Origin of the sequence: Citrobacter sp. Cpo103 (assembly GCF_030332605.1) — a bacterium.
GTDB lineage: Bacteria > Pseudomonadota > Gammaproteobacteria > Enterobacterales > Enterobacteriaceae > Citrobacter > Citrobacter portucalensis.
In genome coordinates this window covers 186,691-200,436 of the sequence record NZ_JAOWHO010000019.1, presented here as the reverse complement: position 1 = coordinate 200,436, position 13,746 = coordinate 186,691, and the positions used below count along the sequence as shown (strand labels likewise).

The following is a 13,746-nucleotide window of genomic DNA, read 5'->3' as shown; positions in this document are numbered from 1 at the left end:
TTCCAATTTGGCACCTAATAAAAACACATCGTTCCATATTGAAACGCAATTCAGGAATATCCATCGTTAATTGTGACGAGGTTAAATGATCATTATCAATAAACGCAAAACCGGGAAGGTAAATTTGATATTCCTGAAATTTCCGTCCTATTGACTTAATAACGTACGGCGAGAAAATAAGGTAAAGCCAATGATAAAAATAGCTGTTGCGCGATATGTTTCGTGACCTCAGCCCTACAACATTTTCAGGAGAGATTGTGAATAAGAGCCAACAAATTGCCACCATTACGCTGGCGGCTGCAAAAAAAATGGCGCAGGCCGTTGAGGCTAAAGCGCTTGAGATCAACGTTCCGGTGGTCTTTTCCGTGGTGGATCACGGCGGGAATACGCTGCTAATGCAACGCATGGACGATGCGTTTGTCACCAGCTGTGATATCTCTCTTAATAAAGCGTATACCGCCTGCTGCCTGCGCCAGGGCACCCATGAAATTACCGACGCGGTACAACCGGGTGCTTCGCTATATGGTTTGCAGCTTACCAACCAACAGCGCATTGTTATTTTCGGCGGTGGCTTACCTGTCATATTAAACGGTAAATTAATTGGTGCCGTTGGCGTTAGCGGCGGCACCGTCGAACAAGACAGATTATTAGCAGAAACCGCACTGAATTGTTTCTCTGAATTATAATTTAAATCTAAGAAGGTATATTATGAGCTATCGTATGTTTGATTACCTGGTGCCAAATGTGAACTTCTTTGGCCCCAATGCTATTTCCGTTGTCGGCGAACGCTGCAAACTGTTAGGCGGTAAAAAAGCGCTGCTGGTTACTGATAAAGGTCTGCGGGCCATTAAAGACGGTGCTGTAGATAAAACCCTCGCCCATCTACGTGAAGCGGGCATTGACGTGGTGGTTTTTGACGGCGTTGAACCCAACCCAAAAGACACCAACGTGCGTGACGGCCTGGAAGTTTTTCGCAAAGAGCATTGCGATATCATCGTTACCGTTGGCGGCGGTAGCCCGCATGACTGCGGTAAAGGCATCGGTATCGCGGCGACTCACGAAGGTGATCTCTACAGCTATGCCGGGATTGAAACCCTGACCAACCCGCTGCCGCCTATCGTTGCGGTGAATACCACTGCCGGTACCGCCAGCGAAGTCACCCGCCACTGCGTGCTGACCAATACCAAAACTAAAGTGAAGTTTGTGATTGTCAGCTGGCGCAACCTGCCATCGGTCTCCATTAACGATCCGCTGCTGATGCTCGGCAAACCCGCCCCGCTGACCGCCGCAACCGGGATGGATGCCCTGACCCACGCCGTGGAAGCTTATATTTCCAAAGATGCCAACCCAGTCACTGACGCCGCCGCTATTCAGGCTATTCGCCTGATCGCACGCAACTTGCGTCAGGCCGTAGCGCTGGGCAGCAACCTGAAAGCTCGCGAGAACATGGCCTACGCTTCTCTGCTGGCGGGTATGGCTTTCAACAACGCCAACCTCGGCTACGTTCACGCAATGGCGCATCAGCTTGGCGGTCTGTACGACATGCCACACGGCGTGGCGAATGCCGTACTGCTCCCGCACGTGGCGCGCTATAACCTGATCGCTAACCCGGAGAAATTTGCCGATATCGCAGAATTTATGGGCGAAAACACTGACGGACTTTCCACCATGGATGCCGCCGAACTGGCCATTCACGCCATTGCCCGTCTCTCCGCTGACATCGGCATTCCGCAGCATTTGCGCGATCTGGGCGTCAAAGAAGCCGATTTCCCGTACATGGCGGAAATGGCGCTGAAGGACGGCAACGCCTTCTCTAACCCGCGCAAAGGGAACGAGAAAGAAATTGCCGAGATCTTCCGTCAGGCATTCTGATAACGCAGGGGGCGCAATGTCACTTTCATCACCGGGCGTACATCTGTTTTATCACTCACGCTGGCAGGATACTCGCGTGCTTGATGAGCTGTGCTGGGGACTGGAAGAGCAAGGCGTCCCTTGCCGGGCAATCTGTTGCGACGAGCATGACTGCGCGCTGGCATTGAGCAAACTTGCGGCCAAAAGCTCAACGCTACGTGTCGGTCTGGGTCTTAACGCCACGGGTGATATTGCGTTAACCCACGCCCAGTTGCCCGAAGATCGGGCGCTGATCCGTGGGCATATCCGCGCCGGAGCAGCCCAGCTCCGCGTCCTCGGTGCTAATGCCGGTCAACTGGTTAAAGTACTTCCCTTCAGCGAGATAAATTAAATGTACCGCATCTATACCCGAACCGGCGATAAAGGCACGACCGCGCTGTTTGGCGGCAGCCGTATCGACAAAGACGACATCCGCGTTGAGGCCTATGGCACAGTGGATGAACTGATTTCCCAGCTTGGCGTCTGCTATGCCAGCACGCACCAGGCTGAACTACGCCAGGATCTGCACGACATGCAGAAGATGCTGTTTGTACTGGGTGCGGAACTCGCCAGCGATGAGAAAGGACTCGCTCGCTTACAACAGCGTATTGGCGATGAGGATATTCAGGCGCTGGAGCAGCTTATTGACCGCAATATGGCGCAAAGCGGCCCGCTCAAAGAGTTTGTTATTCCGGGGAAAAATCTGCCATCGGCACAGCTGCACGTCGCGCGAACCCTGGCGCGCCGACTGGAGCGGGTCCTTATCGCGATGAGCAGAACGCTGACGTTACGCGATGAACCCAGACGCTATATCAACCGACTGTCAGACGCGCTGTTCTCGATGGCGAGAATTGAAGAAACTAGTCCAGATGCTTGCGCTTAAACTGGCTGGCATCAATGTCGTACTGCTTCATCTTGCGCCACAAGGTAGTGCGACCAATGTTCAGCAGTTGCGACATCTCCTGTACGCGTCCGCTGGTGACGCGAGCAGCATGGATAATCGCCTCTTTTTCGATAGCGGTAAAGGTCAGACTGGCTGGTAGCAGTGAAGACGCCGTCTCCAGACCAGGACGTTCGGCAAACAGATAATCCGGTAGATTGCTCAGCCGAATATGGCCGTTATCACTGCTGATGGCGATGTTTTCGATAATGCTGTTCAGCTCAAAGTCATTGCCCGGCCACGAATAGGCCACCAGCTGCGCCAGCGCATCGTCGTCGATCTTCAGACTGGATGAAAAACGTTTTTTCAGGCTATTCAGCCTCGTATAAATCAGCGAGGGAATACTGTTACGCCGCGCCCGCAGCGGGGGGATCACTATCTCAAAAGAGTGCAGAGCGTAATACAGCTGACGGCTAAAGCGGTTTTGCTCCACCAGATTGGCGAGATCAACCGTGGTGGTGGCGATCACTTTGACATCCACCGGAATCAGCCGACGGGCATCCAGGCGGGTTAATACCCCCTGCTTGATCACCTGTAACAGCGCGGATTGCAGCTCCGGCGCCAGATATTCAATTTTTTCCAGAAACAGCGTGCCGCCGTTCGCCAGTTCAAGACGGCTCAACCGGCCATTTTCATCGTCGGTGGGCGCACTGCCCATAAAATCCTGCCCCAGCACGCTGTTGGCATACAGCTGACAGTTCACGGCGATATACGGCCCGCTGGCGCGCTCGCTTTCATTGTGAATGGCCTGACTCAGCAGCTCCTTACCAACGCCCTCTTCTCCGCACAGCAGGATCGGAAAACTCCCCCTCGCGGCCTGGCGACCAAAGTGGATCAAGCGGCGGGTTTCTGGATCGTCAGTCGACATCTGCTCAAAGGTGTGGCTCACCTTGCCGAGCTGGCTGGTCATCAGCTGGCGCATTTGCTCCACCGGATGCAGCAGCAGGATAAAGCTGTTGCCCTGCTCCTCAACAATCGGTTTCAGGGTGATGACGGCATCAACAAACTGATGCTGGCTTTCAAAGGTAACTTCGACGTGATTCAGGCCGCGGGCATGTTTGATCGCCCGGCGCAGCAGCATGGGGAGATTGAGCAAGTCGTGAATATTTTTCCCCTGACTGGCCTGCGCGTCGAGATGCAAAAGCAGCGCCGCACGCGCATTGAGGAACTGCAATACGCCCTGTTCGTTCCAGGCCATCACACCATCATCCATACTTTCCAGCAGCCCGTACATCTGGTTCAGATGGCGGTTGGATTCAGCCAGCAGGCTGTCGGTCAGCAAAGAGTTGCCGACTTCTCTGGCAATCGCCAGCGTCAGGGATAAATCAGAAACGCACTCATGCTCTACCAGACAACACAGCGAGATGGAGCCGAACAGTCGACCATGGTTATCGAAGACCGGCGTCGAGCAGAACGACCACGGATGCAGCGCCTGTTTAAAATGCTGATCGCCAGAGGTTTTTGTCGGCTGTCCCGGCATCGTCGCCAGTGACAGGGCACAACTGCCAATGATGCTTTCCGCACAGTAGCTGCCGTCGCGAAACCCAAGCTCCGCCAGCTGTTCCACCGTCTGCGGATCACCGCAACGGCTGAGAATACAGGCTGATTCATCCAGAATCAGCAGCGCGCACGGTCGGCCGTCCATAAACTCCCAGGCATCTTCCAGCGCAGCCTGAGCAATCGTCAGCAGCGCCGTCTTGCGACGACAAATCGACTCAAAGGTCAGCCCCTGTGCCTGATGCGGCGCCTGCCAGGTTTCCCGCTGCATAAACTTGCTGCAACGATGCCATGACTGGGCAATGACTGAAGAGACTTCCTTCCCGATGCTATGCGTGTGCGCCGTCATATCCCTTTCCGCTGTTTAACCATAGACAACCCCTCCGGCAGAGACTGTCAGAGGGGGAGAAGATGCCGGATAAAAACCTACCGACGACTGATTAACGCGCCAGCCACTGCTGTCCCAGCAGGTCTGCCGTCAGAATAGCGGCATGTACGCTTTCAGGCGTTACCGGGAACGGCATATTGTGGATGGTTTCACCTTCTGCACAGGTCGCTTTTGCCACCGCCATGATCTTGCCGTCAACGTCTTCTTTCACGCCCATTTCCGCTAACGTTACCGGCAGGCCTACTTTCTGACAGAAATTCAGCACGGTTTCGATCTCTTCCATCGGGCTGTTTTGCAGCACCAGTTGCGCCAGCGTACCAAAGGCGACTTTTTCACCGTGGTACAAATGGTGGCACTCTTCCAGAATCGTAAAGCCGTTGTGGATCGCATGCGCCCCTGCCAGACCGCTGCTTTCAAAACCGATGCCGCTGAGGTAAGTGTTAGCTTCGACAATACGCTCCAGCGCATCGGTCACCACGCCGGCCTGCGCGGCAAAGCGTGCCTTCTCGCCTTCCGCCAGCAGGGTATCATAGCACAAGCGCGCCAGGCTCAGCGCCGCCACGGTGGACTGTCCGCCCGCCATGCTGGTCGCTCTGGCGTCATAACAGGCTTTCGCTTCAAACCAGGTCGAGAGCGCATCGCCCATCCCGGCCACCAGCAGACGTACCGGCGCTTTGGCAATGATTGCAGTGTCCATCACCACCATATCCGGGTTTTTCGGGTAGATAAGATACTCTTCAAACTCACCGGCTTCGGTATAGATAACAGACAGCGCGCTGGTTGGCGCATCGGTAGACGCGATAGTCGGGATCACCACCACCGGCAACTTCTGGTAGTAGCCAATCGCTTTGGCGGTATCCAGCGTTTTCCCACCGCCAATCCCAACCACACCGCGGCAACCGTGCTGTTTCAGAATGGCAATCAGGCGATTAATTTCAACATGGCTACATTCACCGTTAAAGCGTTCCGCATGGCAGCTAATGTCGTGGCTGTGCAGGCCGTTGAGTACTTTCTCTCCCGCCAACTTCATCACGAAGTCATCCGCAATCACGAAAAAGCTGTCCGCCAGATTTTTAGCGTATTGACCAAACAAGGTGGAAGCGTCAGGACCCTGGAGATATTTGGCTGGAGATTGAATAACTTTTAGCATTCCTTTCATCCTCAAATAAGTACATGTTTTTACATGGTGAGCCCTGGCGTTAACCTGTTTGGCCTGATGCTGACGGCGAAAACGGGAGGTACCGGAGCGATGCAATAACTGTATGGCGAGGCGTGCACAAAAAAATCTTTCGTCTTTTTGTTCTGATATGAAACAGATAAAAACGACACATGTTTCATATTGGAACGCTTAACCATAAAAAATATAAGGTTTGCGATCCCGATCCTTTCATTTGCCATCAAATCTCCGGCACAGACGAATCTCACTTTCTCTTATACCCACTCACTTGCCAAAATACCGGTAAAAAAAAGCTGACAGTACCGTGTGACCTGCATTCATCGCGAGAGGAAAAAGTCGAGCGAGCTCGCATTGTGGTCGTTCCCCGTTCTTTTCGGTTTCATTTCGGAACAAAAAACAATAACAACGTTCCGTAATGAAACTCATTTTAACGTTGTTTTTTTCCACGCTGACTTCGCCAGAATCTCTCTATCGCCTCCGCACCATGACCATACTTCCGGGGGTTTGTCTTACACTCAACCTCAAGGAGCCGTTATGTCTCAATTCTTTTTTAATCAACGCACCCATCTCGTAAGCGACGTCATCGACGGTACGATTATCGCCAGCCCGTGGAATAACCTGGCGCGTCTGGAAAGCGATCCAGCCATTCGCATCGTGGTCCGTCGTGACCTCAACAAAAATAACGTGGCGGTCATTTCCGGCGGCGGTTCAGGGCACGAACCCGCGCACGTTGGGTTTATCGGTAAAGGTATGCTAACCGCCGCAGTCTGTGGCGACGTGTTCGCTTCCCCGAGCGTAGATGCGGTACTGACCGCCATTCAGGCGGTAACCGGTGAGGCGGGCTGTTTGTTGATCGTGAAAAATTACACCGGTGACCGTCTTAATTTCGGTCTTGCCGCCGAGAAAGCCCGTCGCCTTGGTTACAACGTTGAAATGCTGATTGTCGGCGACGACATCTCCCTGCCGGATAACAAACACCCGCGCGGCATTGCGGGAACCATCCTGGTGCATAAAATCGCGGGCTATTTTGCCGAACGCGGCTACAACCTCGCCACCGTCCTGCGTGAAGCGCAATACGCGGCCAATAACACCTTCAGTCTGGGCGTTGCGCTTTCCAGCTGTCATCTGCCGCAAGAAACCGACGCCGCCCCGCGTCATCATCTGGGCCACGCGGAGCTGGGTATGGGCATTCACGGAGAACCAGGCGCCTCGGTTATCGACACCCAGAACAGTGCGCAGGTGGTGAGCCTGATGGTGGATAAACTGCAGGCTGCCCTGCCTGAAACCGGCCGTCTGGCGGTGATGATTAACAATCTTGGCGGCGTTTCTGTTGCCGAAATGGCCATCATTACCCGCGAACTGGCCAGCAGCCCGCTGCATCCGCGTATCGACTGGCTGATTGGCCCGGCCTCGCTGGTTACCGCGCTGGATATGAAAGGCTTTTCACTGACGGCCATCGTGCTGGAAGAGAGCATCGAAAAAGCGCTGCTCACCGAGGTGGAAACCAGTAACTGGCCGACGCCGGTCCCACCGCGTGAAATCAGCTGTGTACCGTCATCTCAGCGTAGCGCACGCGTGGAATTCCAGCCTTCGGCGAACGCCCTGGTGGCCGGGATTGTGGAGCTTGTCACCACAACCCTTTCCGATCTGGAGACCCATCTTAATGCGCTTGATGCCAAAGTCGGCGATGGCGATACCGGTTCAACCTTTGCCGCAGGCGCACGCGAAATTGCCAGCCAGCTGCATCGCCAGCAGTTGCCGCTGGATAACCTTGCCACGCTGTTTGCGCTGATTGGCGAACGTCTGACCGTGGTGATGGGCGGTTCCAGCGGTGTGCTGATGTCTATTTTCTTTACCGCTGCGGGGCAGAAACTGGAACAGGGAGCTAACGTTGCCGAAGCCCTGAATACGGGACTGGCGCAGATGAAGTTCTACGGCGGCGCAGACGAAGGCGATCGCACCATGATTGATGCACTGCAACCGGCCCTGACTTCGCTGCTCGCACAACCGAAAAATTTGCAGGCCGCATTCGACGCCGCTCAAGCGGGAGCCGAACGAACCTGTTTGTCGAGTAAAGCCAATGCGGGTCGCGCATCGTATCTCAGCAGCGAAAGTCTGCTCGGAAATATGGACCCCGGCGCGCACGCCGTCGCGATGGTATTTAAAGCGCTGGCAGAAAGTGAATTGGGCTAAGCCATAAGTGCCTGATGCGCTTCGCTTATCAGGCCTACGAGTGCAAACCTTTGTAGGCCGGATAAGGCAACGCCGCCATCCGGCAGAACGTTAACGATAAACGCGGATCCCGCCCTCTACGCCGCGGCTAAACAGCACCTGCCAAAGCTCAATATCTCTGGCGCGGAAAGCCCCTGCGCAGGCACATAAATAATAATTAAACATTCTTCTGAAGGTGGCGGAATAACGTGATGACAGCTCCGGCCAGGCCTGATTAAAGCGCTCATGCCAGGCCATCAGCGTTTTATCATAATCGCTGCCGAAGTTATGCCAGTCCTCCATCACAAACCGTGATTCGCTGGCCTCGGCAATATGGGAAATTGCCGGTAAGCAGCCGTTCGGGAAAATGTATTTATTGATCCACGGATCGACGCTCATCCCTTTTTTATTGCTACCAATGGTATGCAGCAGGAACAGTCCGTCCGGTTTTAAACAACGGTCGGCGATGCTGAAATAGGTGTCGTAGTTTTTCGGCCCGACGTGTTCAAACATCCCCACGGACACAATGCGATCGTAGTGTTTATCAAGATCGCGATAATCCTGCAGCAGAATGTTAACGTCCAGCCCTTCACAGCGCTGCTGCGCCATTTTCTGCTGCTCTTTGGAAATGGTAACGCCTTCTACCGCCACGCCATAATGACGCGCCGCATATTCCGCCAGCCCGCCCCAGCCACAACCGATATCGAGTAAACGCATACCCGGTTTAAGCTGCAGCTTCTCGCAGATCATTTTTAATTTGGCATTTTGCGCATCGTCTAATGTGGTCGCGTCTTTCCAGTAACCGCAGGAATATTGCATATGCGGATCAAGCATCAATGCAAAGAGATCGTTACCAATATCATAATGTTCTTTACCGACGATCCATGCACGACTACGTGACTGCAAATTAAACAGGCGCGCGCTGGCAATGCGTAAAATATCTTTCAGATTACCAGGCATCTGCTGGTCGAGTTTTGCTCTCAGGATTTTACAGAACAGAATATCGAGCCGTTCGCAGTCCCACCAGCCTTCCATATAGCTTTCGCCAAGCCCTAACGAGCCTTGTTGCAATACCCGTTTAAAGAAACCGGTATGATGAAGTTGAATGTCCCAGGCGCGCGAGCCATTAATTCTGATATCCGCTTGCGAAAGCAGCTCTTTTCCCATTCGGGTCCAGTTATCATTTGTTTCATTGACGATGACAGCATCTGAACAAAGCGAGTTCATGGTATTTACCAAAAGTGGGCTAAAAATTATTACGCAAGATTATTATGGAAAAAAGAGTGTATGTATTATGATCCGCGGACAAGATCTATCGAGTAGCGGACACACCATCGGGAGCATTGACGATTCATTTATGGAAACTCTCGCGCAAAAACAGTGGAACTCCTTCCCGGATAACTCCATGACCGAACTGCCGCAGGACGTATTCTTTCGCTCATATGTCCTGGAAGCCAACCACCATGTACCGCAGCATTCACACTCTTTTATGCAGTTTCATTTCGCCCGCAAAGGCAGCATGCGCATTGATGTTGCCGGTAAGTGCTGGATAATCCCGGCGCATTATGGCATTTGGATCCCAAATAATACGGAGCATGCGGTTTGGGCATTAGATGATGTGTATTTAGAAAATCTGGATATTAAACCGGGCTTTCTTGAAGAGAGCATCAATGAATGCAAAGTAGTGGCTATCAGTGATTTCGCCAGAGAGTTTATTCATTACGCCACGAATTCAATTTCAGGCCATTATGATAGTCAGTCAAAAGAGGGCAAGCTGGTTAGTGTGCTGGTCGATATTATTCTGCAACTCCCGGAAGTCGCTTTTGTATTACCCTGGCCGCAGGATCGCGAATTAACCAAAGTCTGCCGAACAATACAAGAATCCCCCGCACTGGAGCATTCTGTTGAATACTGGGCGCAGCATCTGGGTATGTCTGCCCGTACCTTTTCACGCCATTTCAAAAAAGAAACCGGATTGCCTTTCAGCGTCTGGAAGCAAAAAATGCGAATACTTGAATCGGTATTAATGCTGAAGAAAAATAAAAGCGTAACCGCCGTGGCACTCGACGTTGGGTATTCAAGCACCGCGGCATTTAGCTACGCATTCCGCCAGGCGTTTGGCGTTCCGCCCTCTAATTACTGATTAACGGCGTTGATGCCAGTAAGCCGCTGCGCGAACCCGTTGCTGATCGAACGCCTCGGTTTCAAAACGAGCACTCAGGTTTTTGACCACCTTGCCTTCGCCGGTGATCCAGATGAAATAATCGTCTGCGGGCACGCTTAGCCGCGATAAGTGTTCATTCACCGCCTGCTCGTCATGGCCGATAAACCACTGAAGAGTAAATCCGTCGAGATGGGCAAAATAGTCCTGGTACGCCGCATCCTGCACGCTAACCAACGCCGTAACGTGCGGACGTACCGCCAAACGGCAGAGCGACTCCAGGCGTCGGCGCAACGCGGGCATTCCCGACTCATCACACACGTAAACCTGATACGCATAGTCCTCTGGTACCACCAAAGAACCGCGCGGCCCGCCGATCGTAAGCTTGTCACCCTCACGGGCATTCATCGCCCATGTACTTGCCACGCCGCCGTCATGAATATAGAAATCCAGTGCCAGCTCATGGCGCGTTTCGTCATACAACGGCGTGTAGTCACGGGATAACGGACGTACGCCGTCAGCCCAGGCAATGCCTTCATCGGTGACAACCGGCGGTACAAAATGGCTGCCCGGTTCAGGGAAAAAGACCTTGGTATGATCGTCAAAGCCGCGTGAGCTAAAACCGTCCAGAGCGTCACCGCCCAGTACAATGCGCTGAAAGCCCGCGCTAATACGCTCTACCCGCAGGACAGTAAGTTCTCGAAAACGCAGTTCATTGCGAACGCGCTGCGGGTAGCGTGAGGTGTTTGTTGTCATTTTTTCGCCTTCGTGAAAATAATAAGATATATCTAAACTCATTTTCAAATGATAATGATTGCTAATCAAAAAGATTGCAAGCACTTTTTGATATAGTTGAGTTATGATTATCCCGCTATCACAACCACATAAAAACACTTAATAATCATCATATTAAACAAAAATTAATTTATAGACTTGCAAGCTGATAATTTTTAGATATAAATTAGATACATCTAAATAACATCAGGAGACGATGATGCAAAACCATCATGAAGGTTGCTGCAAGCACACAGAGCACCAACACGAAGGCTGCTGCAAGGGTGAAGGACATCACCACGAAGGCCGCCACAACGAACACCATGCAGGTTGCTGCAAAGGTGAAGAACATCGCCATGAAGGCTGTAACAAAGATCATCACCACGAGCACGGCTGCGGGCATCGTCGTGGCGGCGGCGGTGGTCGTCGTCAGCGGTTCTTCGGCCACGGCGAATTACGCCTGGTGATTCTGGATATCTTGACCCGCGACGCCAGCCACGGCTATGAGCTGATTAAAGCGATTGAAACCCTGACCCAGGGTAATTACACCCCAAGCCCGGGCGTTATCTATCCAACACTGGATTTCTTGCAGGATCAGGCACTGATCACCGTCAGCGACGAGGAAGGTGGGCGTAAACAGATTGCGATCACGACCCAGGGCCAGCAGTGGCTGGATGAAAACCGTGAACATCTGGAACATATCCACGAACGGATTAAAGCCCGCTGCGTGGGTTTTGAATTACGCAAAAATCCACAGATGAAACGCGCGCTGGAAAACTTCAAAGCCGTGCTGGATCTACGCGTCAATCATGGTGATACCAGCGATGCGCAGATCAAAAAAATCATCGGTATTATCGATCGCGCTGCGCTGGATATTACTCAGCTGGATTAATCTGCACAGCAGGCGGAACCCGTATGCCCGACGTTCCGCCTGTATTTTTAGTATTAATGCAGCACCGTAACCGCATCTTCCAGACGGCCCGCGCGATGTTTCACCATCGCGGAAATCTGCGCACTCTCTTCAACCAGTTCGGCGTTTTTCTGCGTAATGTTGCTCAGCTCATTCACCGCGCGGGTCAGGCTGGAAAGACCATCCGATTGTTCCAGCGTGGAGTGGCTGATTTGGGCGATCAGCTGAGTGACGTTTTGCACCTGCGCCACAATATCGTCCATCGTGCGCCCTGCGGCGTGAACCTGGTCAGATCCGGACTGCACCTTGTCAGCGCTGGCATCAATCAGCTTGCGGATATCATTGGCCGCACTGGCGCTGCGGCTAGCAAGATGACGCACTTCTCCCGCCACCACGGCGAACCCTTTCCCCTGCTCGCCCGCCCGCGCGGCTTCAACAGCGGCGTTCAAAGCCAGAATGTTAGTCTGGAAGGCAATATCGTTAATCAGCGTCGTAATAGTGCCGATCCGCTGGGTGCTGTTGGCGATATCGTCCATGGTTTTGATGACGGTATCCATTGCCTCACCGCCGTGCGTTGCCGCGCTACTGGCGGCAATAGAGAGCTTATCGGCCGCGGCGGCGGTCTCTGAGTTTTGTTTCACCGATGCCGCCATCTGATTCATGGTGGTCACCGTTTCCTGCACGTTCTCGACAGTCTGCTGCGTATGCTTGTTTAAATCGTCGCTGCCTTTCGCCAGCGTTTCGCTGTCGCTGCGCACGCAACTCACCTGGCTGGAGACGTCGTGAATGAGCCAGCGACACATTAATCCAAGTTGGCCCACTGCTCGTAGCATCAGGCCCAGTTCATCACTACGGTTAAGATGCGACACGCTGTTCCGCTCACCGGTCGCCACTTTCAGAGCCTGACGGGTGACATTCTCAATAGGACGCACAATTTGCCATTCGAAAATAGCCGTTCCCAGCACCATCACCAACGCGCTCATCAGCAGTAACGGCCATTCGGCGCCCATCTGCTGCAATGTGGCCGCTAGCAGGACAAACATGAATGCCATCACGCTGCGTACCCGCCAGCGAATCGGCATCGCCGGCAGTTTACCCAGCCAGCCTTTGCGTACCACCAGCCCTTTATGAATACGCCGGTTGCAACGCCCTTCGTTCAGCGCTTTATATAAAGGCTCTACTGCCGCAATTTCCTCGTCAGTTGCCCGGGTACGAATCGACATATACCCGGTCACGCGTCCTTCCCGCACCATCGGCACCGCATTGGCCCTCACCCAGTAGTGATCGCCATTCTTACGCCGGTTTTTCACAATCCCGCTCCATGGCTCGCCCTGCTTCAGGGTGTACCACATATCCGCAAACGCCGCTTTTGGCATGTCCGGATGACGAACCTGATTGTGCGGCTTATCGAGCAATTCATTCAGCTGATAGCCACTGACCTGGACAAATGTATCGTTCGCATGGGTGATATAGCTTTGTAAATCGGTGGTAGACATGAGGGTGATATCATCATCCAGCGGTGTATTTTGCTGACTAACGTAGGGATGAGAAGACATGATTGCGTCCTGTGCAGGTTATCTGGTTGTTAACTCTTTCGGCTTATGTTATTTCGGCGATAATTTTTTTATCTTTAGTTGTTAAATTTGATTTAGATCGCAATTTGCGATTAAACCTCAAAATCTGTACGCATTCTAATCCATTGATTTAAAATACTTTCATCTAGTAACTATTCAACGTCACTTCTACCAGCGCACCGTCACAGTGCAAATCTTGCCCATTTTTAGCGCAAATTTACGTT

The 13,746-nt window shown here is 52.8% G+C and carries 12 protein-coding genes; 7 read left to right on the top strand and 5 right to left on the bottom strand.

The genetic code is table 11. The features are described from left to right. Window positions 1-257 precede the first annotated feature (257 nt). Genes OGX89_RS02045 through OGX89_RS02030 form a run of 4 tightly spaced genes read left to right on the top strand, consistent with a single transcriptional unit; the run spans window position 258 to window position 2,773 of the window. Window positions 258-686 (top strand): GlcG/HbpS family heme-binding protein, encoded by a 429-nt coding sequence (locus OGX89_RS02045; RefSeq protein WP_003828504.1) that lies wholly within the window; start codon window positions 258-260, stop codon window positions 684-686. Between the two features lie 22 nt (window positions 687-708). Next, the gene (dhaT, locus tag OGX89_RS02040; RefSeq protein ID WP_003024734.1) at window positions 709-1,872 is read left to right on the top strand and encodes a 1,3-propanediol dehydrogenase; all 1,164 of its coding nucleotides are present in this window, start codon (window positions 709-711) and stop codon (window positions 1,870-1,872) included. Window positions 1,873-1,888: 16 nt separating this feature from the next. Then, entirely contained in the window at window positions 1,889-2,242 is a 354-nt protein-coding gene (locus OGX89_RS02035; protein WP_003828507.1) for a glycerol dehydratase reactivase beta/small subunit family protein, read from the top strand. Further along, window positions 2,243-2,773, top strand: a complete 531-nt coding sequence (locus OGX89_RS02030; RefSeq protein WP_003828509.1) for a cob(I)yrinic acid a,c-diamide adenosyltransferase — start codon at window positions 2,243-2,245, stop codon at window positions 2,771-2,773. Here the strand turns inward: OGX89_RS02030 and dhaR are convergent. Then, window positions 2,751-4,676 (bottom strand): dihydroxyacetone kinase operon transcriptional regulator DhaR, encoded by a 1,926-nt coding sequence (gene dhaR / locus OGX89_RS02025; protein WP_003828512.1) that lies wholly within the window; start codon window positions 4,674-4,676, stop codon window positions 2,751-2,753. The two genes, OGX89_RS02030 and dhaR, sit on opposite strands and share 23 nt — an antisense overlap. Before the next feature lie 91 nt (window positions 4,677-4,767). Next, a complete protein-coding gene (locus OGX89_RS02020) occupies window positions 4,768-5,865 on the bottom strand; it encodes a glycerol dehydrogenase (RefSeq protein WP_003024745.1) in 1,098 nt (365 codons plus the stop codon). A 561-nt stretch (window positions 5,866-6,426) separates the two neighbouring features. Here OGX89_RS02020 and OGX89_RS02015 point away from each other — a divergent pair. After that, entirely contained in the window at window positions 6,427-8,085 is a 1,659-nt protein-coding gene (locus OGX89_RS02015) for a glycerone kinase (protein WP_126957012.1), read from the top strand. Window positions 8,086-8,175: 90 nt separating this feature from the next. Here OGX89_RS02015 and cfa read toward each other — a convergent pair whose 3' ends face one another. Next, entirely contained in the window at window positions 8,176-9,330 is a 1,155-nt protein-coding gene (gene cfa / locus OGX89_RS02010) for a cyclopropane fatty acyl phospholipid synthase (protein WP_032934180.1), read from the bottom strand. Between the two features lie 67 nt (window positions 9,331-9,397). On the opposite strand from cfa, the gene OGX89_RS02005 reads away from it, so the two are divergent. Next, window positions 9,398-10,246, top strand: a complete 849-nt coding sequence (locus tag OGX89_RS02005) for a helix-turn-helix domain-containing protein (RefSeq protein WP_003828520.1) — start codon at window positions 9,398-9,400, stop codon at window positions 10,244-10,246. Here OGX89_RS02005 and OGX89_RS02000 read toward each other — a convergent pair whose 3' ends face one another. Next, window positions 10,247-11,020 (bottom strand): siderophore-interacting protein, encoded by a 774-nt coding sequence (locus tag OGX89_RS02000; RefSeq protein WP_126957010.1) that lies wholly within the window; start codon window positions 11,018-11,020, stop codon window positions 10,247-10,249. A gap of 235 nt (window positions 11,021-11,255) precedes the next feature. Between OGX89_RS02000 and OGX89_RS01995 the strand changes: the two genes are divergently transcribed. Then, entirely contained in the window at window positions 11,256-11,930 is a 675-nt protein-coding gene (locus OGX89_RS01995) for a PadR family transcriptional regulator (RefSeq protein ID WP_164562466.1), read from the top strand. Between the two features lie 53 nt (window positions 11,931-11,983). Here OGX89_RS01995 and OGX89_RS01990 read toward each other — a convergent pair whose 3' ends face one another. Then, window positions 11,984-13,504 carry a methyl-accepting chemotaxis protein gene (locus tag OGX89_RS01990; protein ID WP_063941807.1) on the bottom strand — a complete coding sequence of 507 codons (1,521 nt, stop codon included), beginning with the start codon at window positions 13,502-13,504 and terminating at the stop codon, window positions 11,984-11,986. Window positions 13,505-13,746: the final 242 nt, after the last annotated feature.